This is a genomic window from Pseudoxanthomonas sp. SGT-18 (assembly GCF_003931645.1).
GTDB lineage: Bacteria > Pseudomonadota > Gammaproteobacteria > Xanthomonadales > Xanthomonadaceae > Pseudoxanthomonas.
Genome location: NZ_RRYJ01000008.1, coordinates 83,258 through 110,043, shown reverse-complemented (window position 1 = coordinate 110,043; position 26,786 = coordinate 83,258). Strand labels below are relative to the sequence as shown.

At 69.5% G+C, this 26,786-nt stretch carries 26 protein-coding genes; 1 reads left to right on the top strand and 25 read right to left on the bottom strand.

Going from position 1 to position 26,786, the window contains the following annotated elements; translation table 11 throughout:
- Positions 1-365 precede the first annotated feature (365 nt).
- The 24 genes from EIM47_RS11935 to EIM47_RS11825 all read right to left on the bottom strand — a co-directional run bounded on the left by EIM47_RS11935 (position 366) and on the right by EIM47_RS11825 (position 25,968).
- Complete coding sequence (locus EIM47_RS11935) at positions 366-1,256, bottom strand: hypothetical protein (RefSeq protein WP_125077027.1); 891 nt, start codon at positions 1,254-1,256, stop codon at positions 366-368.
- Positions 1,253-1,984 (bottom strand): hypothetical protein, encoded by a 732-nt coding sequence (locus tag EIM47_RS15695; RefSeq protein WP_205948719.1) that lies wholly within the window; start codon positions 1,982-1,984, stop codon positions 1,253-1,255. The genes EIM47_RS11935 and EIM47_RS15695 overlap by 4 nt, the downstream gene beginning before the upstream one ends.
- On the bottom strand, positions 1,981-5,235 hold the full coding sequence (locus tag EIM47_RS11925) for a VWA domain-containing protein (RefSeq protein ID WP_125077026.1): 3,255 nt from the start codon (positions 5,233-5,235) through the stop codon (positions 1,981-1,983). The genes EIM47_RS15695 and EIM47_RS11925 overlap by 4 nt, the downstream gene beginning before the upstream one ends.
- The gene (locus EIM47_RS11920) at positions 5,232-6,092 is read right to left on the bottom strand and encodes a phage BR0599 family protein (RefSeq protein ID WP_125077025.1); all 861 of its coding nucleotides are present in this window, start codon (positions 6,090-6,092) and stop codon (positions 5,232-5,234) included. Before EIM47_RS11920 ends, EIM47_RS11925 begins: the two co-directional genes overlap by 4 nt.
- Positions 6,085-7,263: a hypothetical protein gene (locus EIM47_RS11915; RefSeq protein WP_125077024.1), complete on the bottom strand. Its 1,179-nt coding sequence runs from the start codon at positions 7,261-7,263 to the stop codon at positions 6,085-6,087. The genes EIM47_RS11920 and EIM47_RS11915 overlap by 8 nt, the downstream gene beginning before the upstream one ends.
- A 20-nt stretch (positions 7,264-7,283) precedes the next feature.
- A complete protein-coding gene (locus tag EIM47_RS11910; RefSeq protein WP_125077023.1) occupies positions 7,284-10,556 on the bottom strand; it encodes a phage tail length tape measure family protein in 3,273 nt (1,090 codons plus the stop codon).
- A 139-nt stretch (positions 10,557-10,695) separates the two neighbouring features.
- On the bottom strand, positions 10,696-11,220 hold the full coding sequence (locus EIM47_RS11905; protein ID WP_125077022.1) for a DUF6631 family protein: 525 nt from the start codon (positions 11,218-11,220) through the stop codon (positions 10,696-10,698).
- Positions 11,220-11,978, bottom strand: a complete 759-nt coding sequence (locus EIM47_RS11900) for a hypothetical protein (RefSeq protein WP_125077021.1) — start codon at positions 11,976-11,978, stop codon at positions 11,220-11,222. The genes EIM47_RS11905 and EIM47_RS11900 overlap by 1 nt, the downstream gene beginning before the upstream one ends.
- A gap of 53 nt (positions 11,979-12,031) precedes the next feature.
- Positions 12,032-12,685 carry a hypothetical protein gene (locus tag EIM47_RS11895; protein WP_125077020.1) on the bottom strand — a complete coding sequence of 218 codons (654 nt, stop codon included), beginning with the start codon at positions 12,683-12,685 and terminating at the stop codon, positions 12,032-12,034.
- Entirely contained in the window at positions 12,682-13,122 is a 441-nt protein-coding gene (locus tag EIM47_RS11890; protein WP_019397272.1) for a hypothetical protein, read from the bottom strand. Before EIM47_RS11890 ends, EIM47_RS11895 begins: the two co-directional genes overlap by 4 nt.
- Positions 13,115-13,432, bottom strand: a complete 318-nt coding sequence (locus EIM47_RS11885) for a hypothetical protein (RefSeq protein ID WP_125077019.1) — start codon at positions 13,430-13,432, stop codon at positions 13,115-13,117. The genes EIM47_RS11890 and EIM47_RS11885 overlap by 8 nt, the downstream gene beginning before the upstream one ends.
- Positions 13,429-13,905 carry a hypothetical protein gene (locus EIM47_RS11880; protein ID WP_125077018.1) on the bottom strand — a complete coding sequence of 159 codons (477 nt, stop codon included), beginning with the start codon at positions 13,903-13,905 and terminating at the stop codon, positions 13,429-13,431. The genes EIM47_RS11885 and EIM47_RS11880 overlap by 4 nt, the downstream gene beginning before the upstream one ends.
- Entirely contained in the window at positions 13,902-14,417 is a 516-nt protein-coding gene (locus tag EIM47_RS11875) for a lysozyme (protein WP_240626226.1), read from the bottom strand. The genes EIM47_RS11880 and EIM47_RS11875 overlap by 4 nt, the downstream gene beginning before the upstream one ends.
- On the bottom strand, positions 14,410-14,658 hold the full coding sequence (locus tag EIM47_RS11870; protein WP_125077016.1) for a hypothetical protein: 249 nt from the start codon (positions 14,656-14,658) through the stop codon (positions 14,410-14,412). Before EIM47_RS11870 ends, EIM47_RS11875 begins: the two co-directional genes overlap by 8 nt.
- Positions 14,659-14,739: 81 nt before the next feature.
- A complete protein-coding gene (locus tag EIM47_RS11865; RefSeq protein WP_125077015.1) occupies positions 14,740-15,099 on the bottom strand; it encodes a DUF2190 family protein in 360 nt (119 codons plus the stop codon).
- A 93-nt stretch (positions 15,100-15,192) separates the two neighbouring features.
- Entirely contained in the window at positions 15,193-17,514 is a 2,322-nt protein-coding gene (locus EIM47_RS11860; RefSeq protein WP_125077014.1) for a ClpP-like prohead protease/major capsid protein fusion protein, read from the bottom strand.
- The gene (locus tag EIM47_RS11855; protein ID WP_164514602.1) at positions 17,511-19,082 is read right to left on the bottom strand and encodes a phage portal protein; all 1,572 of its coding nucleotides are present in this window, start codon (positions 19,080-19,082) and stop codon (positions 17,511-17,513) included. The genes EIM47_RS11860 and EIM47_RS11855 overlap by 4 nt, the downstream gene beginning before the upstream one ends.
- Positions 19,083-19,111: 29 nt before the next feature.
- Positions 19,112-19,336 (bottom strand): hypothetical protein, encoded by a 225-nt coding sequence (locus EIM47_RS11850; protein ID WP_125077012.1) that lies wholly within the window; start codon positions 19,334-19,336, stop codon positions 19,112-19,114.
- 56 nt (positions 19,337-19,392) lie between these two features.
- Positions 19,393-19,713: a hypothetical protein gene (locus EIM47_RS11845; protein ID WP_125077011.1), complete on the bottom strand. Its 321-nt coding sequence runs from the start codon at positions 19,711-19,713 to the stop codon at positions 19,393-19,395.
- Between the two features lie 12 nt (positions 19,714-19,725).
- On the bottom strand, positions 19,726-21,690 hold the full coding sequence (locus EIM47_RS11840; protein ID WP_125077010.1) for a phage terminase large subunit family protein: 1,965 nt from the start codon (positions 21,688-21,690) through the stop codon (positions 19,726-19,728).
- Positions 21,687-22,298 carry a hypothetical protein gene (locus EIM47_RS11835; protein WP_125077009.1) on the bottom strand — a complete coding sequence of 204 codons (612 nt, stop codon included), beginning with the start codon at positions 22,296-22,298 and terminating at the stop codon, positions 21,687-21,689. Before EIM47_RS11835 ends, EIM47_RS11840 begins: the two co-directional genes overlap by 4 nt.
- A gap of 330 nt (positions 22,299-22,628) precedes the next feature.
- Positions 22,629-25,082, bottom strand: coding sequence for a DUF5906 domain-containing protein (locus tag EIM47_RS11830; RefSeq protein WP_240626225.1), 2,454 nt, complete (start codon positions 25,080-25,082; stop codon positions 22,629-22,631).
- A gap of 202 nt (positions 25,083-25,284) precedes the next feature.
- A complete protein-coding gene (locus EIM47_RS15690) occupies positions 25,285-25,428 on the bottom strand; it encodes a hypothetical protein (protein ID WP_019397258.1) in 144 nt (47 codons plus the stop codon).
- Positions 25,429-25,497: 69 nt separating this feature from the next.
- On the bottom strand, positions 25,498-25,968 hold the full coding sequence (locus EIM47_RS11825; protein ID WP_125077007.1) for a phage regulatory CII family protein: 471 nt from the start codon (positions 25,966-25,968) through the stop codon (positions 25,498-25,500).
- Between the two features lie 225 nt (positions 25,969-26,193).
- Between EIM47_RS11825 and EIM47_RS11820 the strand changes: the two genes are divergently transcribed.
- On the top strand, positions 26,194-26,502 hold the full coding sequence (locus EIM47_RS11820; protein WP_125077006.1) for a hypothetical protein: 309 nt from the start codon (positions 26,194-26,196) through the stop codon (positions 26,500-26,502).
- A 65-nt stretch (positions 26,503-26,567) separates the two neighbouring features.
- On the opposite strand, the gene EIM47_RS11815 is transcribed toward EIM47_RS11820, so the two are convergent.
- Entirely contained in the window at positions 26,568-26,768 is a 201-nt protein-coding gene (locus EIM47_RS11815; protein ID WP_125077005.1) for a hypothetical protein, read from the bottom strand.
- Between the last annotated feature and the right edge of the window lie 18 nt (positions 26,769-26,786).

Below are 26,786 nucleotides of genomic sequence, written 5' to 3'. Positions count from 1 at the left end.
TTTGCGATAGTCGGGGCCGAGACTGCCCGCCCCCCGCGGGGGTGACAGGGCCTCGGCCAATGCCAGGTGGTGAGTTCACCTGTGTTGCGGCGGTGGAGCGGCGCTTGCCGGCGTCGCTCCACCGTCCTGTTCTGGGGGTGGTCTTAACGATATTGCGAGGGGGCTCAGGTGGGCGAGGCAGCTAGCCACGCCTATCCGGATAAGAACCCGTAGGCCCGGGTGCCCAAACCCGGAAACGCGCTCGCGGTGACGAACTTCGCCAGGTAGGGCATGCCTTGGTTGTGATACTGCCGCGGGATCGTGGCTGCGTACCTTCTGACTGCGGACGCGGACGGGTTTCGGACAACGACGACGAGGGCCATCGGTCACTCCCACAGCATCGCGAGGAATGCTCGCGTTGTGGACGACGCAATGCCGCTGGTGAATCGGTCGTACGTTAAGGGCGGCAAGGCGATGTAGGTGCGAGGCGCGTTCCCCACGAGCGCCACGTTGAACGTGTCAAACCGACCCATGACGTTAGACAGCACGCCGCAAATACCGTGCATCGGCATGATTTCCGGGAGCGCGTGCCATGCCAGGTACGCCGGCAGTTCTCCTCCGATGGATGTACCCACTCCGTACGGCTTAAGCAGACACGCCTCGAAGTCGAAGTCGGTGCTCACGGCCTGCACTCGCGGCAAAGAGAATCGCATGTTGGCCACCGACGAGGATGAAGAAACGGTCGAAGTCGCTGATCCGGTAGTGGTGGTCAGAACGGTAACGCCGTAAGCGTCGGCAACTCCATCAGCGCTGCACGTCCGGCACACTGCGACGGAAGGACCGTTGTTGCCACCGTAGTTTCCGAAGACGCCGAAGAACCCGTCAGTAGCGCAGGCGCCCAGAACGCCCAGAGCGGTGCCAGAGGTGAAAGTGGAGTTAGCGGCCGGGCCGCTGTATATGACCCCTGACATAACGCCCGCGTTAATCTCGGACGCCACCGTCACTGTGCACCCGGCTTTATTAGTGCTCGTGCCGGAGGTGGATACATCCGCAAAACGGAAGCGGATGAAAATCGGCGCGACCGCCTGCATCGCATCGTTCATGCGGAAGATAAACGTGGCTTGGGTGCCCCACGGGTGCGTTTCCGGGTCCGCCTGCCCCGGGTCGTCGGTCTGCACCAACCCCACGAACAGCATCAGGTCGAGGAACTGACGCATGAAGTTGCGCCAGTTGGCCTCGGTGCCGACGTTGTTGCTGATCTCGATCATCTTCTTCATTCGCGGATTCCTTCTAGCAAAATTGTTGCCCTCCTGATTTCTTCACACTCGCTCACGTAGAAGCGAATGACCTCTCCTGATTCGATTTCATCCCGCCAGTCGCTGAAGTCGGTGCTCTCGTACTTGATCTGCGTGAACAGCGAGGGCGGCGACGCGCCGGTGATGCTGTCAGCCGGCGTCGCCGGGAACTGCGCCCACGGAACCGACCACACACCGACTACCAGCCTGCCGATCCGATCCGCCACCACAGACACCCGCGTCAGCCGGCAGCCGTACGGAACGCGCACATCGCAGAAGGAACCTGGCGCGATCTCCACGTTGCCGCCATCGAAGGTGGCGCCGAAGTACGCGCTACTGGCTGGGCCCGGCGGCCCCGGAGGCCCGAGGTTTCCAGGTGGGCCGGGCGGCCCGTTGATGTTGGCCACCACCCCGTACGTGCCATCGGCACGCTCATAGACGTCGCCAGAATCGGCATCCAGGTAGAAATCGCCATCATTGCCCAGCGCATCCGGGGGCGTGCCCGACCCGCTTCGCCAGATTGCGCCACCTCCGGCGGCGCCGATGTAAGGGAGCTGGAGATAGCTGGCCATGCCGTCTCCGAGCTTCATCTTCCCCGTGTCGGTCTCGACAATGAGCTCGCGTGCCAGCGGCACCTCATTGACCGCCGCGAGGTTTGCGGCGGTGCCGCCTCGCACCCGGAAGCGGTAGGGAATCACCTCGTCCGTCACGGCAGCACCTCCCCGCCATCGATGATCACCTGCACCGGCGTCCAGGTTGGCGCGGCGATCGTGTTACCGGTGGCGGCGTCTGCCGTATAGGCGAGTGGCCACACATGGCGCTGCCAGCTCGGGCCAGCGTCGTTGATCGCCCATGCTTCGATCACGATGTCTCCGTTGAAATCTAGGTCAATAGTCGCGGTGCCGCCGGCGATGTCAGCGCGCTCAACGAGGGTGGTGTCGCCCGCACGCACGCGGAGGCCCCAGCGTGTGTCAGCAGAGGGCGGGATACCGGCGGCCTCGTGGTCGACGAGGGCGTCGGCTTGGGCAACCCGGTCCCGCGACGCCCACGTCACCGTCATCGCACCGGTAGCGGCCGCGGGCATGAAGTCTCCGTTGATGCGCAGTCTCCCCATGGGGTACGGCAACGCTGCGCGACCGACGATGGCTACGGTGCTGGTCGGCGCCGAGGCGAGCGGCAGAAGGTCGCTGGAGGCGCGGGTAAGCGCGCGCATCTCCACGCTGGCGCCCGAGGGGCGCTCGGCCGGATCCACTGCGAGGTCGGCATCGTAGAACCAGATCCGCTGGCCAGCGGCGTGGGGCTGGGGCACCGTGTCCAGGCACCCGCGTGCCAGCAAGACAGTCCCGCCCGCCACATCGATGGCATCGACACGCACGACCTCGTTGCCCCAAAGCGCGGCAGTCCCCGGCACCACGGCGGAGACACCAGAGCCGTCCACCAGCGTGAAGGCCTGCCGTAGGAGCCCGCCATCCGGGTCAGTCGAGGTGCTGGCCTCGACAACGGTTGCGTGCGGGCACCACGCGCCAACCGCTGCCTCCTCAAAGTCATCGGGCGCAGTTCGCGTGTAGAGCAGAAAATCCATGGCGCCGACCGGGGCGGCCGCAAGGAGAGCGGCATAGCCGGCACCCACGGGCAGCGCCTGCAGGTCCGCGTCACTCAGCAGCTGCACCAGCTCGCGATACGGCAGCTCCATGGCCAGCTGCGCGGGCGCAGGGCCCGCCACTTCAGCCGCGGGCGGAGCCACACCAGGCTCCTCCACAATGTAGGTGGAGGCTGGCATCGAGGCCACGTCCTGCACGGCGGTCAGCGCGATGCCGCCCGAGCGCAGGGTCCCGCGGCTGATATCGCCCAGCACAACCACCATGTCGGCAATGCCGCGCTTGGGCAGCTGCAGGCGCGCCTTCTGGCCGGGGCGGGCGCGATAAGCCACGCGGGTGACCTTGAGCGCGTAGCGCTTGAGCGGCGTGGCGCGGGCGTCCAGGTTGCGGGCAGCCAGTCGCAGGGCCAACGACTCCGCGAGTACCTCGGGGCACTCCAACACCTCGGCGTTGACCGCCCCGAAGGCCTGGATCGCGCCCAGCGCCTGCACAGGCGCGGTGGCCCGCACCTCGTCGTTGAGCATGTCCGTCCAGCGAGCCGTGACCTGGTTGACCGCCTCATCCAGCACCGAGGGCTGCTCCTCGAACTCGAGAACGTCGTCGTCGGTGATGACGAGAAGGTCGCCGGGCACGTCCGATCGGATCAGGTCCAGATGCCACTCGCCCGTGGTCGGGTCCACCGACATGCGGGCGCCGGCCAGGTCACAAAGGCGCTGCTGGAATTGCTCGATGGTTTCCTGGCCCGCGATGAACTCGGTGCCAATGCCGAACGATTCGTTGTACAACCGGTCCGCCGCGGCACGCCAGCTCGGCTCGTTGATCAGAGCCCGGGACTCTCCATCCATCTCGCGGGCGGTGAGGCTGTCGTAGAGGACATGGGCGACGTTCATGCCGCCGAAACCGGTCACCTTGAGCAGCGCGGAGAGGATCAGCTCCGCCAGCTCGTCGGCGCTGCTGCCGTCAATGACGGTGGGCGGGCCCATGTTGCTGAAGCTGGCCAGGCTGCCAGCGGTGGTTATGCCGACGCCGTACATGGCCACGGCGTTATTGTCGGCGGTGCAGTAGGGCGCGGCGTCGCGATCCAGTAGGTCGGCCATCGCCGACACCGCCGCAGCCACACCGTCCATGGCGCCATCGGACACCGCGACCACCACGTTGTTGCGCGGGGGCGTCGGCGAGAAGAAGCCCGGCGCGCCGGCATAAGCAGCCGTGGCGCTTGTGCCGCCGCTGGCCACCATGCCATCGACGAAGGCCCGCAGGTCGCCAAAGCCGGCGCCGTTGATGCCACGCCGGGTGATCGACTGGCTGTCGGACGCGAAGGACACCAGCATCACGTCCAGGTCCTGGCGCGTCTCCTCCTTCCAGACCTCCAGCCGGTCGATGACCGTCTGCATGGCGGCCTTGAGGATCGTCATGCGGCTGCCCGCCATGGATCCGCTGCGGTCCATGGTGATATAGATCGACGTGGGCCGCGTGGAGGTCATGGAGTAGACCGGCACCTGGGCTCGCTCCGGGTACCAGCACTCCCCACCGTCCCAGCCGTTGAGAATCCTGCTGACCAGAAACGCCGGCGGCTTGGGGTACGGGCTGTTGCCCCAGCGGCCACCGCGAAAGGTGGCGTAGGGCCGCCAACGGTAGGCGCTCTGCTGCGGGGCGACGTTCGACGCCAGATAGCTGCTGGGGGGCTGGTCGGGGTTGCCGAATGCGAACTCGAAGTCGCCGACGATGCCGCCCTCGGCGTCCTCCCCGCCCCACAGGTTGGGCTTGTTGACGCTGACGATGCCGCTGCTGGTGAGCTGGCCCGACCAGACCTCCTTGTCGCCGGCGCGGATGGCCAGCACCGAATCCAGCATGCCGCGGCACAGGCCGAACTGGAAAATGTATTCGTAGTGGTAGCCGACCGTCTGCCACTTGGTCTTGAGCTTCCAGCTCTTGCCAGCCTTCTTGCGGATGGCCACGGTGCCGGTGGGCTTGAACGCCAGCATGACCGGGTCCTTGATCCAGACCGGGCCGTAGATGCGGCGGATGACCGCGCCGTCTTCCACCACAGGCACCTGCACCTTCTGTGCCGGGGATCCCTTGATGCTCGGCGCCAGGGCGAGGCTGACGATGATCGAGACGACGAACATGATCGCGTAGACCACCCAGTTGGCGATCGCGTGGTTTGTCGGGATCTCGCCCCCGCGGAAATCGACGACGGTGGTGTACCCGCGCCACGCCGACCAGCACCCCACCACCACGAACGCCAGCGACACCAGCAGCTGAGCCACCAGGCCGGCACGGGTGTCCAGCCACCAGTAGCGCACGCGCCAGGAGGCGACATACCAGAGGCGACGCAGCCCGGTGCGGGGAGGAATGGTCATACGGCGCGGAATCCATTGAATGGCGACTTGCCTGGCATCGTCATGCAGCCGCCGTAGTTGTCGGTGTTGCTGCGGGCCGAGCAGCCGGCCCAGTTGTGCGGGCACCCCGGGCGCGCGATCACCTCCAGCCCCGGTTCCAGATCGGCGGCGCCGTAATCCAAGGTGATGGCCTGCCCGGAGGCCGCCTTGATGGTGCGCATCTCGACGATGCCGTCGTCTCGCGTCCATTCGACGTAGCCGCCCGGCCACGCGATGCCATCAGTGCGAACGAACTCCGGTGCGGTGACGGTGAGGCCGCTGACGCCGGTGAGCGTGGCAGGCACCGCCCATGCACCCGGGTCCAGGTTGCACATGCCCTCGCCCTGCGAGTACACCGGCACCTCGCAGGCGCGGCTCCAGCGCGGCGCACGACCCAGCCAGCCACCGCGCGCCATACGGCCGGGAGCGCATACCAGATCCAGCGTCGCATCCCGGAACTTCGGCTGGGCTACGTGGCCGTGCCAGTTGGTCTGGACCTCGGCATCGGGGTCGTCGTGGTGCATGCTCATGATCACCACCCGCACTTCGTCGGACGGCACGTACGGCCGCCAGTTGTCGCCCAGCGGCTGCGTGACCGGCATGTCCGGCGCGGACGGGTCCACCAGGTAGGGCACAGTGATGGTGACGTTGTTCTTGGCGCGCTCGGCGGTGTCGCGGATCTCGCTCACCGTCATGCCGCGGGCGGACAGGTAGGTGTGCCCGCCGACGGTGATGTCGCGGTCGGCGGTGCAGTAGCGCCAGGCGACGCCCTGCCGGGCGAACGTGACCAGCTGCACCGGCCGGCCAAGGAAGCGGGACAGTTCGCGGAGCTTAAACATCGGGGACGACCGCAGTGAATGGCGTGCTGGCCCTGGCGGCGCCGGCCAGGTCGGCGTGGTGCTCGATCACCACCTCGTCGCTGGCCAGCGTGCAGAGCGTGAGGAACTCGATGCGGCGGATAGCGCCGGGCGCCACTGTCTGGCCCAGCGCGCTGGACAGCTGCAGGACCTCGTTGGCGCCGCTCTCGGCGCTGCCAGTGATGCGCCGGATGAAGGCGGTGCCGTCGTGCAGGACGATGCGCACGTCGCGCCGGTTGGGCTGCTGGCGGCCGTACAACGTGTAGCCCGCCCACTCCACCATCAGCGAGGTGCTGGAGGATCCGATCGAGGCGGTGGCCTTCAGGTCCTGCAGGCCGCTGGGCACCCACAGCGGCACCTGGCGGCCGCGCAGGCCGTACAGCAAGGAGCGGAAGGCGCCGCGCTCGGCGGCGCCCCACAGGCGCCACCGGTGCGACTGGGCGCGGAACGCGCGGCCGGCCAGGTCGAATGTGGCCGGCAGGCCCACGTCGTTGTCCTCGTCGGTGAGGATGCGGGCGTAGCTGAGGCTGCCGTTCTCGCCGGCGTCGGACACGTGCTCCAGCACCGGGTGGCCGAGGTACTCCGTCGCCGGCAGCTGCGCCGGCCAGTCGCAGGCTTCCTGCACCAGGAACGTGAGGGTGCGGCGGCCGGAAAGGTCGGTCCAGAGGGTTTCCTCCGGGCCGTCCGCCAGCCGGGCGCGGCGCACCGGGTACAGGCGGGTGCCCGCCGGCCAGGCCTGCGTGGTGGCGCTGGCCAGCTCCAGGCCGTCTTCGCCCACCTCGTCGATGGTCACCAGCTCCCACTGGCGCAGGCTGCGCCACAGCAGGGCGCGGCCGCCGCCGACGAAGTCGCGGTAGGCCGGGTCGCAGGGGATGGTGGTGGCGCCGGAGGACAGGGGCGCGGCGAGGTACTGCACGTCCGGCCAGATGGGCAGGGCCCAGTCGCTGCGGCCGCCGCGATCGGCGATCAGCGCGTCGGCCACGCGGCGCTCCTGGCCGGCGGCCACCACGTCGAAGGTGAACGTGCGGCGCGGCGCCTGGCGCAGGCTGCGGTGCTGGGTGACGCCGGTCGCCGGCGCCTGCAGCACGTCGGTGAGCCACGCCAGCGGCTCGCGCACCGGGTTGCGCCAGTCCGGCGGGACTGGCCAGACCACCGGGGATCCGGACGCGAAACTCACTGCTGCCACCCCGCCTGGACGGCACCGCCCTCCTCCACCACGGTGTTGACCACCACGCGACGGAACTCGTGGCTGTTGGCCAGCGCCTGGGCCAACATGTCGCCGGACAGCAGGTTCATCACGGCGACCTTGACGTCGCCAAGTGGCGGGCCGGAGACCAGCCCGCCGTCGGCGAAGCTGAAGCGCGGCGCCGGCGCCGTGCGCACGTTCGGCGCGCGAAGGCCGTCCAGTGCCACCTGGCGCGCGTGGAGCGCCTGCATCGCGGCCAGGCCGTAGTGCCGCACGGTTTCCTGCGGCATCACGTATTCGCCGCGGTGGACGACGCCGGCGACGGCGTACTTGCCGCCGGGGCCGGTGTAACCGCCGTCGGCGAAGCCCGTGGCCGCGCCGATGCTGTTGGCCACGGTCAAGGCTTGCGCCGCGGCCATCAGCTGCGCAGCCGCCACGGTGATCGCCGCTGCACCCGAGGTCAGGCCGGCCCCCGCCGTGCCGAGCGTGGCAGACGCGCCGGCCAAGGCTGCGCTCGCTCCCTGGATCGGGGCCGCATACGCGACGCCGGCGGCTGCAGCCTCCGCCGGATCCGGCTGCCCGACGTCGAGGCCGCCGGCCTTGCCGGCCAGCTTCATGAGCTGCGCGGTGGCCGCGGACGCCAGCTGCTGCGAGGCCAGCTGGCCTAGCGCATCGGCGATGCCGCCGACGATCTCCTTGATGGCATCGCCCAGGCTCAGGCTTTCGGTGCGGATCTTCTCCAAGGCACCACCGATGCCCGACTCCAGCCCCTGCCGGAACGTGGTGGCCAGCAACCCTGCCTGGTGCTGGAGCTCGAACAGCCGGTTCTCCATCTCCGCCAAGCGAGCCAGGGCCTCTGGGCTGCCCAGCAGCTGCGCCTGCTCGCGCATCAGCGGCAGCACACGCTGCAGTTCGGCGATCTCGCGCTGCCGAAGCTCCAGCAGCTTCTGCTGGGCGGTGATGGTGCTGATCAGCCCCGCCTGCTGCTCGATGTGCACGCGCTGCTCGGCGGCGCTGAACTGGCGCTGGGCGCGATCGAGCTCGCCGGTGAGCCGGGTCAGCTCGGCGTCGGCGGTGCGCAGGTTGAGCAGGCGGGTGATGTCGGCCGCGTCGCCGGTGCGGCCGATGCGCTCAAGCTCCTCCCGCAGGCGGGTGAGCTGTCGGGTGGACTCGTCCAGCTCCGGCGGCACCGGCTCACCGCGCAGGCGCGCCAGCTCCAGGTGCACCTGCACCATCTGCTTGTTGGCCTCGATGATGCGCTGCTCGCTGTCGTACAGCTGCGAGTAGTCGATCAGCAGTTGCTTCAGGGCCGGACTGGCCTGCTTGAATATGCCCTCCTCGATTTCATAGCGGATCCGCGCCGCCTCGCTCACACGCGTCTGCCCATCCTCCAGTTCCGCCAGCATCGCGATCTGGCGCTGCAGGTTGGCCACCTCCCGCGCGGCGGCCTTGTCGGGGTCGTCACCGCGGGGCCCCTTGGGTGTGCTGCGCGGCTTGTACTTCTCTTCGATCGCGGCCAGCAGCTTTTCCTGCGAGCCGTCGAAGAGGCGGCTGTCGTAGTTGCCGGTTCGGGCGCCCTCGCGCTCCAGCTTGTTATAGAGCGCCAAGACCTCATTGATCTCGCGCCGCTTCGCCGCTTCTTTGTCGAGGCTCGCAACAAGCGCATCCACGCGCTCCATTGCTGCCTTTGCCTCCTCTGCCGTTTTGCGCTGCTCTCGCTCCTCCTCCGCATCGGCCTCTCCTCTGGCCTTCTGGGCCAAGAGTTCGGCCAGCCGTGCCCGCGCCACCGCCTCGCCCTTCCGGCCTCGCTCGCGGTCACCGCGGATACCCCAGCCGGTCTGCATCTGGCGGAAGAACTCGATGTCAGATTTGAGCGTCTCGATCTGGTGGTCGATGTCAGTGCGCAGGACGTTCTTCATCTGGTTCCACACGCCCGCGACGGAGCTGCGCACGCTGTCCCACGCGCGCTCGAGTGCGCCCGCCTGCTCCACCATTTGCGCCACACGCGTGCGGGACATGTCCGCCGTCTCGCCAAGCGCCAGGCGCACGGCCTCCTGCTGGCGGCCCTGCTCCTCCAGCGCACGGATCTGCCCGTAGGTGGTGGCCGTGAGGTAGTTGAGTTGCCGGTCCAGGTCGCGCACGCCCTCGGTCGGCTCCTTCGCCAGGCGCGCCACCTTGCGCGTGGTTTCCTCGATGCTCTCGCCGGTGAGGCGGGAGAGGTTGACCGCCGCAGTGACCATGTCCTCCAGCGTGCCAGCGCTTGCAGCGCCGGACTTGACCAGCAGCGCGGCGGCCTTCTCGGCGTCACCGTAGCGGCCCGTGGCCTCACCCACCTGGTCCGCCATATTGGCCACCTGCCCGGCGGTGAGCCCGGAGGCACCGCCCGTGGCCAGGATGGCGGTCTCCAAGGCCCGCAGCTCGAGGTAGCCCTTGGTGGCCGCCACGCCGAGCGCCACTACGCTGCCCGCCGCCGCACCCGCCGCCAGCCCCATCCCGCTCAGCAGCACCCGGGCCGCGCCCGCCTGGTTGCCCAGCTGCAGGATCTGGTTGGCCGCCAACTGCCAGTTGCCGGTGGCGGTGTAGGTGAGCAGCTGCGTGAGGTTGCGCTGCACGCCGGCGCTGGCCAGGTTCAGCCGCTGCTGGTTGGCCGCCATCTGCCCCGCCACGGCAAGGTTCTGCCGCTGCGCAGTGATGTTGGCCATGGCGCGGTTGTACTGCTCACGGCTGATGCGCCCTTCGTCCACGGCGCGCTTCAGCTCTTCCTCGTCGCGCTTCAGGCGCTGCAGGGTGCTGGCGGTCTTGTCGTAGCGCTGCAGGGTGCCGTCCAGCTGCTTCTGGGATTCGCCCTCGGCCTTCTGCAACTTCGCGTGGGACTTGTCGAGCGCGGCCAGGGCCTCGTCGTACTCCTCCATGGTGATCAGGCCCTTGGCCATGGCCTTGTCCAGCATGGCCTCGGACTCGGCGAGCTCCTCCCAGCTGCCGGCACCGCGCGCAATGACGCCTTGCAGCTGGGAGATCAGCCCGATCTCCTCGGCGACGGCCTGCTGGGTGGCGCGCGCCGCCGCGGCGTAGCTCTCCTGGGCGGCGGTGGCGGCGTCCAGCCCGTCTGCCGGTGCCACGCCGGCCATCACGTCCGCGGCCTTGCCGGCCGATTCGGCGAGGTCGTCCAACCCCGCCTGCACTGCGGCCACGTCGCGCTGCGCCTGCGCGAAGTGGGTGCGCAGGCGGAAATCCATGGTGAAGTCGCGCGAGGTGTTCATCCGTTCTTCCTGAGCGTGTTGATCAACTTCCGTACGGCCTTGACGCCTTCAGCGGTGTCTGCCCGTGCCGCCAGGCCGTCCTCGATCCTGTCCGCGCGTTCCCTGCGCTGGCGGCGCTGCTCCCGTTCGTAGAACAGGATCAGCTGCCGTTCGGTGTATCCGCGGAGCCGCTGGAGATCTCCGAGGCCGGCGCGGGCGAGGCAGAGGAGGACGTCTGGCCAGTCGACGCTGTCGCGGCCGCCCGCAGGTCCAGCAGCTGCGTTGCGGCCTCGTGGACGAAAAAACCGCAGTTCACCGTGAACCAGGTGTTGACCAGCAGTTCGCCCTGCGCCCTCGGCAGGCCGGCGATCCATTCCGGCTCGACGCCGGCGGACCGGGACACCAGCACCAGCACGATGTCCCGGTGCCTGGCCAGCAAAGGGCGCACGCGGTCGTAGCGCAGCGCGCCGGTGGCGATGCTGCGGGCGATGTCGGCGATCAGCGGCGCGGCGAGGATCGACACCTCCAGGCTCTCGCCGAAGGTGTACTCGCGCACGAGCAGCTCGCGGCCGTTGACGACCAGCGGCACGTCCGGGAACAGCACCGAGGCCGCGGACGCCTCCGGCTCGGTAGCCGGAGGCGTCGCGGCCGTGGCCGCCCCCTCGTCAGGCAGGCGGGTGGCCATCAGTTCTCCTGCGGGATCTCGATGCGACCGAAGCCGCCCAGGTTCGGATCCAGCGCGGTCTCCGAGTCGAACAGCACGGTGCCGGACAGCGGCAGCTCGCCGAAGCTCTCGTTGATCAGGCTCAGGTTCGCCACCGGGTTGAACTGCACGCGGTACAGGTGCATGCGGATGCGGCTGCCGTCGACGGTGTTGATGCCGTTGAGGTACAGGTACCGCTCCGGCGGCGCGCTGGTGAACATCGGCAGGCTGGAGTAGGCCGCGTGCGAGTAGCTGGCCTTCAGCGGCTGCTCCAGACCGGCCAGGCTGAGGATCTTGATGATGCCGCTGTGCGCGTCCTCCAGCTGGTAGTGCGTGCCGGCGGTCAGGGTGTTCGCCGGCGAGTCGCTGTCCTTGATCGACAGCGAGGACACGTTGGCCGGCTTGGCCAGGACCACGCGACTGCCGTCCACCAGGTCGTCCGGCAGCACCTCGTCGGTCACGCTGCCGGAGGAGATGTCGTTCTGGGTGGCGTACAGGCCCAGCTTCAGGTTGTGCGCGGTGCCGTGGCGCAGGACCAGGTTGATGCCGACGGTGGTGCCGGTGCGCAGCTGCGCCGACTGCAGGCGCTGGCCGCTGTAGGTCTCGGTGCGGTCCTCCGTCTGCGTGTCGAAGGTGAGCTCGCACGACGACTGGTCGCCCACCCAGATCAGCGGGCCGGGCTTGCCACCGGGCAGGCGGGTGCCCAGTTCGATGCGGCCCTGGAAGGAAAAGTCTTTCATGGTGGTTTCTCCGGGGGTGGTGCCGGCACCGCCGGCAGGGTGGAATCGGACGGTCAGCGCAGGTAGCTGTCGATCTGGCGGCTGACCTCGCTGGCGACGTAACGGGTCGCCCAGTCCGCCAGCCGTTCGGGCCGGCGGCCCTTGGCGAGCATCTGGGCGACGGTGGAGCGGTACTCGACCTGCAGGCGCTGGCGCTTCTTGCCCTTGTAGCGGCCGGCCTGCATCTCGACCTTCGGGCCGTAGCGGTGCACCACGTGCTGGTTCACGCCGCCCTGCCGGCCCGCGAGCAGGCGCGCAATGAACGCGCCCTGCTCGAGCTTGCGCACGCCGCGGTACACGCTGTAGGTGACGCCCTTGCGGGTCTGCCGGGTACCGGGGTACTGCATCAGGCCGATGCCGCGCTTCCACTGGCCGAACAGGCGCACGCCGCCGAGGCGGGCGCCATCGGGGCGCAGGTAGCGGATGGCCATGTGCTCGCGCACGCGCCCGGCGCGGATGTTGAACTCGCCCTGGATGTCGCGGCGCGCCTCCACAGGCAGCGCCCGGTACAGCGACTGCACGGCGCGCTCCTGGAACCACGGCAGGCGGCCAAGCAGATCGGCCGGCGCCTTTCGCGCCTGGTCGAAACCATGGATGTCGAAGCCGACACCCTGCAGCTGGCCACCGCGGCTCTTGGGGCGCTGGAGTTGGGCGGCAGTGACGCTCACCGGCGGTACCCCGTGGTGAAGGTGATCTCGGCCGCGACGAACGGCAGGCCGTCCGGGCGGGGGATGAACGAGGTTGCGCGATACGCCGGCGGCAGCGCGCCGGACGCGGCGACGCTGCCGGCGAGCTGCCGGGCGCCCATCTCGGCCAGCAGGCGCTCGATGTCGTCGGCGCCACGGTAGATCGTCGCCATGGCATTGGCCTGCCCCGACGGCAGCGCGATCTCGATTACGCCCTCCACCGCCACCACGTTGTCCTCGGCAGCCTGAAGGCCCAGCAGGACCACGGTGCAGCGCGCCGCGGCCGGGATCGGGGTCTCGGACAGTTCGGTGCGGACGTCGGCGCCGAAGTCGGTGTGGAACCCGTTGGCCACCCGCACGCGCGCCAGCTCGGTCTTGAGCTGGTTGACGATCTTCTGGGCGATCGCTTCCTCAGCCATGGACGACTACCTTCGCTTCCAGGCCATCGTTCGACAGCGGTGCTTCGACGGTCTTGGTGTGGCTGCCCAGGTGGTCGGTCCAGCTGACCACGTCGCCGGGCACGGGCTCCCACTCGGCCACCTGGAAGGTCACCGTGTCGATCAGGCCGTAGACGCGGCCATGCTCGCCGATGGACTCCTGGCCGCGATCGACGATGATGCGAACCGGCACCGCTGCGGCGGCGCCGCGCTTGACGGTGGCGTCCTTGCCGAAGGCCGCGTACAGCGACGGCAACTGGTCGGCGGCGAACAGGGTGTCGAAGTCGCTCACGGGGTCACTCCCTCCCGGTACGCGAGGATCACGGCCTGGCAGGCTCGGAGCTGGTCGTCTGCGTCTCGGCCGACTCGAACAAGAGCGCCCGCAAGGTCTTCTCGGCTTGCGGCGAGCGCATCACGTTCGACGGCGGCGGCGGCAGCGTCGGACATGCGCTGGGTTTCACAGCCCGCCCACTCCCGGCGCAGCCGGAGATTGCCGGCGCGCAGATCAGCAGCAACAGCAGCAGGTAAGGTCTCCGCACTGGAGCGCTCCTCTTCAAGTTCGGTGCCGATGTCGGAGAGGGCCTCCGCCGTCGCCTGTTCGGCAACGCGGGCACCCTGCTGGGCGCGTGCCTCCGCTTTGGCGTCGTTGCGCTGCGCGGCGGCCTCCGACGCTTCCGCGCGATCGCCGCGCCACGCCCAGCCAGCCGCGAACGCGGCCGCGGTCCAGGCCACGAAGATGACGATGGCGACGAGGATCCGGTTCACGGGGTGGGGTCCCCCTTCCACAGGGCGCGCCCTTCGCAGAGGGCGCGCTCGTCGTCACGGCGCAGAACCAGCCCCTTCAGCTGGCGCCCACCCGCCTTGTCCCAGCGGGAGAGCTCTGCGCAGGCGCCCGGCCAGTCGTTGGCCTTCGCCCTCTTCTGCAGGGTGGAGCCGCAAACCACCTGCGGCCCGAGGTTGAAGGCCGCGCTGGTCAGCGCAACCTCGATCTGGCGCAGCATCGGCACACCAATGCACTGGCGGACGTAGCCGTTCGCTTCGGCCATGTCCAGCCGGAGCAGCTCATCGCACTCCGCGCGGGTGTATGCCTTGTTGCGGTCCACCGTCTTCGTGTGGCCGTAGCACACCGTCCAGACGCCGACGCTGTCCTGGTAGGGCCGGAAGCGCTCGCCCTCCCACTTCTTGATCAGTGGGCCGGCCAATGCCAGGACGCCGGCAGCGACGACGGCGGCCACGCCGCCGCCGATGACCTTCGTGCTGGTCGGCGTCTCAGCCACGGCGACGGACCCAACCCCACAGACGGCGGAGATCCGCGGAGCGCGCGTCCCACCAGTTCATCCAGTCGCCCCAGTTCTTCACCACCAGCGAGAACAGCAGCAATGCGGTGTACAGGATCGTCAGCCAGATCAGGATGGAGTTCGGGCTGATCCCACCTGCCACGGTGGCCGTGGCCACCGTGACGGAAGGCGCGGCCTTCACTCCGGTGGCGACCAGGTCGGCGGTGATCGGGTCTTTCAAGACGGGGTCCCCCTGTCAGACGGAAGGGCCCGCCGCCGCATGCGCCACCCGGGCATCTGCATGCGGCGGCGGCCGGAAGGCTTACGCCGACTTCACGCTGCCGACGCCGGGCGTCAGCTTGGCGATGACGGTCGTGGTGCCGTTGCCGGCGGCGCCGACGGCGATGCCGAAGTTCTCCAGGTCGCCGCCCGCGGCGGACGCGATGATCACCTCGCCGGCGGAGACGTCCCAGGTCAGCTTCACGCCGGCAGCGATGACGGCGGTCGACAGCTTCGGCAGGGTGAAGGCGCCCTCGATCTGGACGGCCACCGGCACTCCTTCCGCGGCGCTGGTCACCGGGATCGCCAGGATCGTGCCCAGGATGAAGGGAACGCCGGCGACTACGCCGCCGGAAGGGGCCGGCACGGTGATGGTGGCGGCGGTGCTGTGCGCGTTTTTCATGTGTGCTCTCCGAGAGCTCAGGGGCCCAAGGCCCGACGATCAGGAAGGAAGCCGCCGCGCTCCCTGCGGAGCGCGACGGAAGTGACGACCGCCTTAGTCGCCGGTGCCCGGGTACGGAGACGGCGAGGCGCTGCCCGGGTTCTTGTAGAGGCCGCGGTGATCGATGGCCTTGGCGCCGAACACGTGGCGGCACTTCACCTGCAGGCCATCGACCTCGAAGCCGGCCTTGGTCTCGGTGAACACGCCCTCGTTGCCTTCCAGGTAGGCGTACTCGATGGTGTCGACCTGGTTCGGGTCGGCGACGCCGTACCACGCGGTGGCGCTGCCGTCGTGCAGGCGCGGCTCCACGATCGGCACCAGCGAGGGGCCGAGCACATTGGCGTCGTTGCCACGGGCGGCCACGATGGCGGCGTTGGTGACCTTGAGCGCGGCCTCCTCCAGCTCCGGCGGAACCAGCAGGAAGCGCGGGCGCACGGTGATGTAGCGGCCCTCGATGCCCTTCTGCAGCAGCATCGCCGCACGCATGGCCGCCAGCGGATTGGCCACGCTCGGGTCGGGGTTGACGGCGTCGATCAGCGCGACGCCCGCGCTGGCGAGGTTGCCGTGGCTGGAGTGGAAGAGGTCGACGTTGTCGGCCATCTTCGGGTTGCCGTTGAGGATCCCGTAGACGATGTCCGATTCCAGGTCGGCCGCGCTGGAGCCGAACAGGGTCGGGATGCGGGTCAGCGCATCCAGGTCATCGTTGATGATGGTTTCCCAGGTGATGTGGACGATGCGGCCATACTTCTGCACGCGGTACTTCTCGGCCGAGTCGCCCAGCTGGCCGTACTCGTACTCGCCGCCCTCGACCACGCGCTTCAGGTTCGGCGCGCCGGATAGCTGGACGCGACTGACTTCCTTGAAGTCCGGCAGGGTGGCCTGGCGGGTCCACGGCACGAAGGTCCGCTGGGTGCGCTCGTAGCCGGCGCGCAGCGCCTTGGTGATGACGTTCTCGAGGATGTACGGGAAGTCGCTGGTGGACTGCAGCGCCAGCACCGCGATCTCGTTGCGCGACATGCCGCGGGTGCGGCGGCCGGCGCGCTCGACGGAGTCGCGGGCCATGTCCATCAGGGTCATGCCGCGGAAGTCCTTCGACTTCTCGTCCAGCTTGTTCTTGCCCGGGTCGTGGCGGTTCAGCACGGCCTGGATGGCGCCCTCGCGGTAGGTGGCCACCTCGTCCTGGCGGCCCGGCTCGGCGCGCGGGCCGCCGGTCGGAGTGGCGTCCTGCTGCTGGCCCAGGAACTGCAGCAGGCGCTGGCCGGCCGCATCCGGGGTCACGTCGTCGTTGTCCAGGCACTCGTCCTGCAACGCGCGCAGCTGTTCGACGTTGAGGTCGGTGCGAGCCAGGAACGGCGCGAACGCCGCGCGGATGGCGCCACGGCGCTGGGCCAGGGCCTTCTTCTGCTCTTCGGTCAGGTTCATCGGGGTATCTCCGGAAGGATTACCGGCATCCGCCGGCGGGGTGTTCGCGGCCGTGGCGGCCGGCGGATTCGGGGGCGTGAGCGCGTCACGCAGCGCAGCGGCAGCCGCACTGGCATCCACGGTCACGGTGAGCGACGACGAGGCAATGGGCGCTGCAGGCTGGGCGGCAGCCGGCTTGCGCGGTGCGCCGCGCAGGGCGGCGGCCACGGCCAGGCCCGCATAGCGCGCCGGGGCGCCGCGGGCGCTGATGCGGTCCAGCAGCAGGCTGGCGTAGGCGCGAGCGTTCTCGTCCGGCTCGCCCTGGTCGTCGTCGTCACTGCCGACGGCATCGGCGAAGCCCTCGGCGACGGCTTCCTCGCCGGTGTAGTAGTGGTCCTCGCCGTCCTGCAGCAGGGCGAGCACGTCCTCGCGGCTCTTGCCCGACTTGCGCATGTAGGCGTCGGCCATGGACTCGCTGAAGGTGTCCAGCACGTCGGCGTACTGGCGCATCTCCTTCGCATTGCCGTAGCAGCCGCCCCACGGGGCATGGATCATCAGGATCGACGTGGGCGGCATGGTCACGGTGTCGCCAGCCATGGCGATCAGCGAGGCGCTGGACATGGCCACGCCATCGACGGTGACGGCCTTGGTCGCCTTGTGCCGCTTGAGGGCGTTGTAGATGGCCAGGCCATCGGCGACGCTGCCGCCGTAGCTGTTGATGCGCACGTTGATGGTCGCCACCGACGCGTCCAGCTGGTTGAGCTGCTGTGCGACCGACTGCGCGGTGACCGACTCGCCCCACCAGCTGTCGCCGATGTCGCCGTAGATCAGCAGCTCGTAGGCGTCGCCGCCCTCGCTGACCGGGCGCAGCTGCATCAGCGGCTCGATGTGCGGGCGCTGCGGCCCGCGCGGCGCGGCCTGCGGCGGGAACGCCGGCGAGGCCAGAACGGCGGTTGCCAGGAGGGTCTTCTTCACGGGATGTCTCCGGAGGTGCGCACCAGGCGCATGCGGGCTTCCCGCTGCCGGGCCTGGCTCGCGGGCGTGGTCTCGGGATCGGCGGGCTCGGCCGCGCCGGCGGAATTGCCGGTGTCGAGGGAGAAGCCCAGCTCGGCCGCCAGGCGGCGCTCGCGGGCGATCTCCTCGAAGGTGTCCTGCATCCGGTCGCCGCGCTCGGCGATGGAGCGCGTCACCGACTGCACTCGCGCCTCGTGCAGCGCACGGAGGCCATCGGCCTCCTTCTTCGGGTCGATCCACGGCATGCGGGGGCCGCGGAAAACGGCCTGGGCCACGGTGGCCGGGTTGATGTGCGGGGGCACCTTGACCCGGCCGGACGCGATGGCGAGATGGACGAAGCGCTCCCAGATGGGCTGAACGAAGCGCGCCACGAAGGTGGCGGTCATCATCCGGTAGCCGTCGTACGCCTCCACCAGCTCCTGGCGCTGGGCGCTGTAGGTGCCGTCGTAGTCGCCGGCCAGCGTGGAGTAGCTCAGACCGATGGCGCGCGAGACCGCACGCAGCATGGCGCGCCGGAACTGCTCCAGCGCGGTGTTCGGCCGGTTGGCGTTGATCATCTCGATCGCTTCACCGGGCGCGGTATCGGTGAAGATCGCCCCCGCCTCCAGGGTGAAGTCGCGCTCCACCGCCTGCCCGGCCTCGTCGACAGGCGGCGTCCAGCCATCCATGTCCTTGTCGCGCTTGATGTACCAGGCCATCCGCGCGGCGATGCGGGCGGCGATGCGCTCGCTTTCCTCGTAGTCCTTGATGTCCAGCAGCCGGTCGATGGCCGAGGCGAACAGGCTGATGCCGCGCAGGCCGGACAGGCGGCGGCGCACGGCCACGTGGAGCATCCGCTCGGCCGGCACGCGCTTGAGGTCGTTCTCGATGAAGCCGAGGCTGTTGCCCGGGTGGTGGCGGTAGCACCAGTAGGCGATCGGCTGGCCCCACTCGTTGCGCTCGATGCCGGCCTGGATGTTCGGGCTGGTGCGCTCGTGATCGAGCGGCACGACATCCGCCTCGAGCAGTTCCAGCGAGAGCGGGACGCCGGATGCGTGGCGGATCCATTGCGCGTTGCCTTCCACCAGCTGGGTGAACATCTCGCCGTCGCGCAGCCAGGACCGGCAGGCCAGTTCCTGGGCCTGTACCCAGTTCAGCGTGCGGGTGACTTCCGGCGCCCGCGACCACTCGCGGAACTCGTTCAGCAGGTCCCGCGCGAAGTCGTCGTCGATGTCGTCGAACTGCTCGCCGGAGGTGCCATTGCGCGGCGTCGGCTCGATGCTGATGCCGTTGGGGCCGATGATGTTGCGGACCAGCGAGGACAGCGCGCCGTCGACCAGGTCGTAGTTGCGCTCCAGGTCGCGCACCGTCGCGCGGACGGTAGCGGCGTCGCGGACGACCAGCCGCTCGCCCGTGCTGTTGTTCGTGGACTTCTTGCGCCGCTTGGTGCTGCGCCCGCCTTCGTAGCAGGCCAGCACCGAGCGGGCGAACATGCGCCGCGCGGCATAGCGCGGGGCGAACACGGCGATGCCGCGGTCGAGCGCGGACATGCGGACGAGGGAGTGGGAGCGATCCTTGCTCATCGGTCGAACACCGCCGTGCGGTAGCGCAGGCTGCCGCGGGCCGGGCCGAGGTTGCCCTGCTCTGCGGCCAGCTCACGCCGGAGATCCGCGATCGCCTTACGGATCTCGGCGAGCTCCGCCTCCTGGCGGGCCCGCTCGCCGTGACGCTGGCTGAAGCCGCCCGAGAGGATTCGGGCCTCGGCTGCCAGGTAGGCGTCCAGTCGTTGCTGGGTGATCGACATGGACGCCCACGCTATACAGCGTCCAGTCCACAGTCAGGGATTTTCGTGGACTTTTTTCAACTGGCGTTCCGCACTCGCGCTGCACGGTTCGGATGGTGCTTATAGGCGGCAGACCGGCTGATGCCGTGCTTCTGCATGATCTCGGACACCGTGAGCCCGCGGCGCCAATCCTCCGTGACCTGGGCGGCATCCACCGCAGGCTTGGCCCGGTAGGTCACACGCATGCCGGCCAGCAGGTCGAGCTGGACGGCGCAGAGAGCGTCGGCCAACTGCAGGGCCTGGTGCGCCGGGAGGTCGCGCACCGCGTCGCGGATGCGCTCGGCAAAGCCGGTGCGCAGCTGGTCTAGGTATTCATCGGCTTTGGCGTCATCGGCCATGGTCGGGCTCCGTCAGGTCGGGTCGATGACCGCGCCGCGGCGGCGCGGGCGGTGGTGTGTTCCACGGGAATCCAGGTGCGCCGGGCGCGCGGGAACCGGCGTGGGCGGATCGGGCCGTGTTTCACGGGAATCCAGAGGCCGCCGGTCGATCTGGGCCAGCAGCTGCGCGGCCCGGGCGTCCCACTGGGCGTGGGTCCAGCGGTGGAGGCGCAGCTCGGGGTGCAGCGCGGCCGCGTAGGCGTAGACCCAGGTGTCCAGCGGTTCGTTGCGCGGGGCGTTGCGGCGCTTCTCGAAGCGGTTGCGGGTGGGGTTGTAGGTCTCGCTGGTGAGGCCGCCGAAGTAGCTGTCGTCCAGCTGGTTGGAGAAGCGCAGGCGGCGGTCCTCCAGTTCCTTGTCGGCATCGGAAGACAGCCAGCCGTAGAGCATGTGCTTGATGGCCACGGTGCCCACCGGGTAGGCGTGCACGCCCCGCTTGTCCAGCTGGCCGCGCCAGTTGATGTCGTGCAGGCGCGGTTTGCCCAGCGGCGGCGCGTTGTTCGCGGTGGCGCCGAAGATGGCCACGTGGCGGCGCAGCCGGCGCGAGCGAACGAAGGCCTTCACCGCCTCGGTGCGGTGGCCGAGCATGTCCTGGGCGCTGGCCTCCACGCGCAGCACCGCACCGTCGGCGCGCTCGATCGGGCGGCTCAGCAGGTCCACCAGCGCCGCCCACACCTCGTCGTTGGCCGGGTCGCCGGGGAGCTCCACGTAGTCGATCGGCCAGCACACCATGCCGCGGCCCCAGCCAAGGATGTGCACCGCCAGGCGGTTGTCCTGGGTGTCGATTCCGGCGGTGACGGCCAGCACCCAGTTCGGCACCGGGCGCAGCGGCACGGGCTCAGCACGGTCCGCCACCAGGTTGTGCTTGACCGCGCGCATGGCCGGGTCTTCCCACGCCTCGGCCAGGCGGTCGTTGACGAAGGTCTTGAGCTTGGCCGGATCCGACTGGGCGTCGAGCCACATGTGCACCAGATCCAGCCAGCGCGGGCCGAGGCCCAGCGGGTAGTACAGGCAGTTCGCACGGTATCCGCGGACCTTGCGCTCCGGGTGCGTGGCCACCCAGCGGCCGGCGGCGATCATCTGCGGCTTCTGGTGTTCCTCGATCACGCCGCCGCACTCGCGGCAGCAGTACCAGCAGTGCGTGGCGTCGGGCGTCCACTGCAGGCCGGACCACTCCAGCGGCTGCTCGTGGCCGCAGTGCGGACACGGCACGTACCAGTACCGCTGGTCGGACTTGTCCCACAGCATCGACAGGCGACATGTGCCGATGGTGTCGGGGGTGCCGACCTTCAGGCGCTTGTAGGTGGTGGGGAATGCCGACGTGCGACCGTCCAGCATTGCGTCCGGGTCATCGCCACCGCGCAGCTGGTTGGCGAAGGAGGAGAACTCGTCGACCAGCAGGATCCGCACCGAGGTGGACTTCAGGCGCGTGGGATTGCCGGCATGCTCGATGTACAGCTGCCCGCCCAGGAAGTCCTTGAAGAAGCGGCGGTTGCTCGACTCGCGGCTGGCCACGCTGGTGAGCACCCGCTGGATGGCGGGTGTCTCTTCGATCATCGGATTGAGCTTCTGGTCCACCCACTTGTTGAGCGAGACCTCGCCCGGCAGCGCGACCATGATCGGGCCGGGGTTCTCGCACATGCTGTAGCCGAGGATGTTCGACTCCAGCTCCGACTTGCCGAACTGGATGGGGAACAGGCACACCACGTCGTGCACCGGGCTGCGCGCGGAGAAGCAGTCCATCGGCTCGACCTGCAGCGGGTTGCGGTCGTTGCGCCAGCGGCCGGGCGTGGAGCTGCCCTTCTGCGAGAGCACGCGGTAGCGCTCGGCCCACTCGCTAACCCGCATGGGCTTGCGCGGCGCGATCGCGCGGGCGATCGCCTGGGCGACGATGGTGCGGGCGTCGGCGTAGCCGGCGGCAATCGACGTGGCGACGCTCATGCTTTGGGCCTCCCGATGGAGGCGAAGCGGCGGGCTAGGTCCTCCAGCATGTGCTCGAGGGCGTCCGACAGCATGACGCGCACCCGGTCCTCGTCCGGCTCGGCGGCCAACTGCGGCGCGATCGTGGCGGGGAGATTCTCCAGGGCCGTGCGCAGGGCAGTAGTGGCATCGGCCACGACCTCGGCCACCTGGTCGGCCGGGACCAGCTGCCCGAGCTCGATCTGCTCGTCGCGCAGGGCCTTGCGGGCCAGCGCCTCCTCGCGCTCGGCCTGGGCGCGGGCACGGCGAGTGGAGAGCGCTTCCTCGATCGCCGAGCGGGCACCGGACGCGGTGCCCGCACCGCCTTCGCTATCCTCGCCCTCCTCGCCGCCTCCGGGCAAGGTGGCGCCGCGCGCGGCCGCGTGGCGCGCAGCGACGCCGGCCTTGGTCGGGCTGCGGGTGTCGGCGATCAGGCGCTGCGACTCGGCGACCCGGACGCGCTTGCCGTCCTCCGTCAGCACCAGGCGGCCCTCGCGCTTGAGCTGGGTGACGTAGGAGGGAGATACCCCCAGGAGGTCCGCGAACTCGCGCAGGCCCAGGGTCTCCGGTGCGGGCTGCGGCTCAACCATGCGAGACCTTCCCCTCCCCTTTTTTCCGATGGCTTGAACTGAAGATGGGCGCGCGCGCACGCGAAGCGGCGCTGTGCGGGATCGCGTGCGGGGTCGTGTGCGGGATGCGGCACGCGGAAACCCGCGCCGCGCCTGCGTCTGTGCGGGATGTGCGGCATGTGCGGGGTGTGTCCACGTGTGCGCGCGCGGGCGCGCTCACGGGTGCAGGGCCGTTCCCTCGCACGCACGCGGGCGCGCGATAACCCCGCACATCCCGCACAAGCCTTGCGGCACAAGGCTTCGTGCCCGCACACGATCCCGCCCACGATGCCGCACATCCCGCACACCGGGTCATGGATCACCCCCGAAGTCCTCGTTGGCGCCGGGTTGCGCGCCGTTGAGGTAGGCGTACATCGCCTCCTTCATCTTCTCGATGCTTTCGCCCAGCCAGGTCGACATGGACTGGCCCTCCGGCGGCTGGAAGCCGAACAGGAGCACCGAGGCCGGGTTGGCGATGCTGGCCATCCACCGGTAGCGCTCACGGGACGCGGCGATCGAGCGCCGGCGCTTGATCGTGTCGACGAAGCGCTTCATGGAGGCCGGCTTCACGCCAGTCTTCACGCACCAGTGCTGGTAGACGCGGAACCAGTCCATGGTCAGGCCCGGCTGGTTGCGCAGCGGCGCCAGGTCGCCCTCGACCAGCGCATCGATGAAGTCCACCGGGCTGTCCTGGGCCAGCGCGGTCAGGTCGCGCTTTGCCTCCGACGCCGGTGGCTTGGTGTGCGGGTTGAAGTCGCCGAGGTCCAGGTGCAGCAGGTAGTCATGCAGCGCGGCGATGCCGCCCTCGCGCATTTCCTGCGCCACGGCCTTGTAGTACTCCTCGGGCTTGGGCTGGGCCATCCACAGCACGCAGTGCCGGCGGTCGTCTTCCTCGAGCACCACCGGCATCGATTCGTTCGACAGGAAGACCAGGTTGCAGTGGTTGGCCTCGTCGTACGCGGCGATGTGCTTCGGGTTGATGCGGATCATCGTGCCGGTGATCAGCGTCTTGAGCTTGTTCTTGTGTTCGAAGCGATGCGCGCTGGCCACCACCTCGTCGGCGATCAGGAACAGCTTGCGGCTGGCCCAGTCGTTGTGCTTGTCGACCAGCGCGTCCTGGTCGAGGATCCGGCCGTACGGTCCGTAGATGGCCATGACGGCTTCGAAGAACAGGTTCTTGCCGAGGCCTTGGCCACCGTGGACGACCACGGTCGTCTTCATCTTGGCGCCCGGGTGCTGGATCGGGTACGCGCACCACTTCAGGATCCAGGTGTAGAGCTCGCGGCTGTTCTTCTCGCCGCTGCACATGTACTCCAGCAGGCCGAGGATGCGATCGCACTTGCCGGACTTCGGCTCCGACGGCCAGCCGCCCCACAGGTTGCAGGTGATGTTGGGATCCTCGCCGGCCGGGTCAAAACCGACCTCCGACTGTCGCACCAGCACCCGGTCCGGATGCTCCATCCAGGCCTTGTGCACGTCCTGCCGGATGCAGGCGTTGCGCACGTCGCCCAGCGGCAGCAGGCAGTGTTCCTGCCGATCGAACACGGCGCCATTGCCGCCGTACACGAGCGCGTAGCGCTTCAGCAGTTCGTCGACGCTTTGCAGCGGCCGCAGCGGCGCGCCCCGCCCCCCTGATGTGGAGGAGGAAACGGCGCGCAGGGCCGGTGCCGCCCAATGGAGCTCCGAGAGGCGGGCGGTGACCTGGGCGCCCACGGCGGCCAGGCCCTCCACGGCGTGGAGGTCGTTGAAGTCGGTGAGCTTGCGGCCGTCCTCGAGCCACCGCGCCTGGCGGTCGTCCTCCGCGGAGAACCGCGGCAGGATCCACTCGCCGCCAACGGCGATCGCCGCGGCACTGGCGCCTTCGACACCGCTGTTGCGGTAGCCGTGCGGGTGGCCGCACTCCGGGCAATCCTTCGGGTGCAGCGGCAGGACGATGCGCGCACGGCACTCCGGGCGCTTGCACTTGCCCAGCGTGTCGTCGTCGGCGCAGATCAGGATCTTCGCGCGCTTGAACCGCTTGCGCAGGGCCTCGGCCACCGGCGCCAGGTTGCCAGCGTCGAAGGCACACGCCACGGGGTAGCCGGTGGCCGCGTGCAGGCTGGCCGCGGTGGCGTAGCCCTCCGCGACCAGGACGATCCAGTGCGGCTGGTGGCCCAACAGGTGGAAGTGCCCCTTCTTGGCCAGGCCGGCCGGCCAGAACTCCTTCACCGGCCGCTTGCCCTGCTTCGCCTGGGCGGGCGTGCGCAGGAACTGCAGGCCGTGGATCTTGCCGGCGGTGTCGGTCAGCGGGACGACCGCGGTGCCGTGCTCCGTGAAGCGCACGTCGTAGGCGCCCACGCCCTTGGCGGCAAGGTACGGCGAGTCGCCGTCGCGCTGCAGCCGATCCCACACGCGCGCCGCGTGCGCCGCCGCGGCATCCGCCTCGGCGCGGCGCTGCTGCTCGGCAAGGCGGTTCGCCTCTTGCCAAACGCGCTTCATCGCCGCCCGCTGCTCGTCCGTGATGCGGCCGGTGTCGTCCTTCGGCAGCGCGATCTTCTGCGCGCCGTTGTCGTTGCCGCGCCAGATGCCGTAGCTGCCGACGATCAGCAGCCGGTCGACGTTCGGGCTCCACTCTTTCAGCAGGTACCACCCGCGCTTCTCGCGGCCGCCGTCCTGGACGCGAACGCGCACAGGCTTCGGGGTGCCGACGCGCAGGCCCTCGCCCGGCGGGATGATCAGGCCGGCATCGAGCAGCTGACGCAGGACGTCGTCGTAGTTGGATGCCATCATTTCAGTAACCCCGCGGCCCACTGACTACCCGGGGATTGCGGCCGTGCTACCCGCATGCCGCCCTGCCCAGGGAGGACCCATGCCCGGTGGGGCCACGCCCCGCGACGACGCAGGGTTACTGAAACGCCCCCTGCCGCCGCCGTCGACCCACATCCCTCTACCCCAGGGGTGCGGGGATTCCCCTGCCCGAATTGCATGGTCAGCCTGTGCCCTCGAATCGGAACACACCCTGCGCGGAGCGCCGCGCTTCGTCCTGGAGTCGCCGCGCCTCGAGCTCGGCGAGCATGTCTTCCGACGACCGATTGGCCGGCGGCGAATCGAGCGCCTCGGCGATGGCAGCCATTGCCCGTAGCGCGGCCGGGGTGGGACGCGGGCGTGGATACATCCAGCGCGTGTCCCTGGGCATGGCGGATCAAGCCTCCACCCCGGGCTGCACCGGCTCGACCATCCCAGCCAGGCGCCGCAGCAGCGAAGCGAGCCGGGTCTGCGCGTTGGCCGTGGCTTCCTTGATGAGCTCGTACTCGACTGCGGTGAGAACGCCGTCGGCCAGGGCACGATGGATCACGCCGCCCAACTCGCCGTGGCCCGCCCACACGGCGGCTACGAGCTCCAGCACCGCCATGTCGCTAGGCTCCCCATCCGCCTCGCAAGGTGCGTCGAGCACGATGCGCCCCGTCTCTGCAGCGAAGGCGCGCAGGATCCGGGGATCGCCGGTGAGCTCGGAGATGGCCACCGCCTCGTCGAGGCGCAGGTGGTGCGTGGTGCACCGGGTGTTGATCTTGCTGCGCAGGACCGCACCCGGCATGCCCAGGCGCACGGCGAGCGCCTCCGCCCCGCCGGGGTAGTCGCGCACCACGGCACGAACCGCGTCGGCAACGTTCACCGGGCACCTCCGCGAACGTGGTGCTGCGCGCGGACGGCGTGCACGCTCGGCACATGGAAACGACCACACCCCGCCCTGCCCTCGGCGTCCTGCGCCGGGTCGACGTGCGCCGCGGCACCGAGGAGGTCGCCGCCATCTTCTTCGGCCCGCTGGGCGCCGGCCTGCCGGTAGGATGGGCGTGCGACCACACCACCACTACCGGGGACCGGCATGGAACAGGGGAAAGTGCGCATCAGCCTCGAGGGCGAGTTCTCCGCCACCGAGCTGGAAGAGATCATCGGGCAGCTGGCACAGGCCCGCGCCGCGACGGGGCCGGCGGTGCCGTTGAGCCCGCCGACGGAAATGCACCCGCGGGACATCCTGGTGCAGGACGAGACGAAGTTCGCCATCCGGAAGCTAGCCAACGGCGGCCTCCGGTTCTGGCTCCGCAACGAGGGCATCGGCTGGCTGGCCTTCACCATGACCGCGACCGACGCGACCAGCCTGCGGGAGTTCCTCCTGAAGGAGGGCCTTGGCCAGCACCAGTCGCACTGATGCAGCCACCGCGGGCTGATACGAAAGCGCCAGGACGCCACTGGGGAACGTGCGCTGCAGATCCATCAGGCTGGGACCTCCACGAAGTGCAGCGGCCGGCCGGTGCGGCGGCGGGCGGCGAGAAGCGCGGCCCACTGGTCGCTGGTCAGCACCAGGTCTTCGACTTCCTCGCCTTCCAGAAGCGGCGCCTCCAGCAGGACGGCGACCTCGCTGTTGCCCAGCGACGAATCGAGGGGAACGACCGTGCGGAGTGAGCTGCGCGTCATGCCGCCACTCCATGCGCA

Excerpts from the sequence above, each read along its gene's own strand:
- EIM47_RS11935 (WP_125077027.1), bottom strand. The coding sequence starts at position 1,256 with ATGAAGAAGATGATCGAGATCAGCAACAACGTCGGCACCGAGGCCAAC.
- EIM47_RS11925 (WP_125077026.1), bottom strand. The coding sequence starts at position 5,235 with ATGACCATTCCTCCCCGCACCGGGCTGCGTCGCCTCTGGTATGTCGCC.
- EIM47_RS11920 (WP_125077025.1), bottom strand. The coding sequence starts at position 6,092 with ATGTTTAAGCTCCGCGAACTGTCCCGCTTCCTTGGCCGGCCGGTGCAG.
- EIM47_RS11910 (WP_125077023.1), bottom strand. The coding sequence starts at position 10,556 with ATGAACACCTCGCGCGACTTCACCATGGATTTCCGCCTGCGCACCCAC.
- EIM47_RS11905 (WP_125077022.1), bottom strand. The coding sequence starts at position 11,220 with ATGGCCACCCGCCTGCCTGACGAGGGGGCGGCCACGGCCGCGACGCCT.
- EIM47_RS11900 (WP_125077021.1), bottom strand. The coding sequence starts at position 11,978 with ATGAAAGACTTTTCCTTCCAGGGCCGCATCGAACTGGGCACCCGCCTG.
- EIM47_RS11890 (WP_019397272.1), bottom strand. The coding sequence starts at position 13,122 with ATGGCTGAGGAAGCGATCGCCCAGAAGATCGTCAACCAGCTCAAGACC.
- EIM47_RS11865 (WP_125077015.1), bottom strand. The coding sequence starts at position 15,099 with ATGAAAAACGCGCACAGCACCGCCGCCACCATCACCGTGCCGGCCCCT.
- EIM47_RS11855 (WP_164514602.1), bottom strand. The coding sequence starts at position 19,082 with ATGTCCGCGCTCGACCGCGGCATCGCCGTGTTCGCCCCGCGCTATGCC.
- EIM47_RS11850 (WP_125077012.1), bottom strand. The coding sequence starts at position 19,336 with ATGTCGATCACCCAGCAACGACTGGACGCCTACCTGGCAGCCGAGGCC.
- EIM47_RS11845 (WP_125077011.1), bottom strand. The coding sequence starts at position 19,713 with ATGGCCGATGACGCCAAAGCCGATGAATACCTAGACCAGCTGCGCACC.
- EIM47_RS11840 (WP_125077010.1), bottom strand. The coding sequence starts at position 21,690 with ATGAGCGTCGCCACGTCGATTGCCGCCGGCTACGCCGACGCCCGCACC.
- EIM47_RS11835 (WP_125077009.1), bottom strand. The coding sequence starts at position 22,298 with ATGGTTGAGCCGCAGCCCGCACCGGAGACCCTGGGCCTGCGCGAGTTC.
- EIM47_RS11830 (WP_240626225.1), bottom strand. The coding sequence starts at position 25,082 with ATGGCATCCAACTACGACGACGTCCTGCGTCAGCTGCTCGATGCCGGC.
- EIM47_RS15690 (WP_019397258.1), bottom strand. The coding sequence starts at position 25,428 with ATGGCTGCCATCGCCGAGGCGCTCGATTCGCCGCCGGCCAATCGGTCG.
- EIM47_RS11815 (WP_125077005.1), bottom strand. The coding sequence starts at position 26,768 with ATGACGCGCAGCTCACTCCGCACGGTCGTTCCCCTCGATTCGTCGCTG.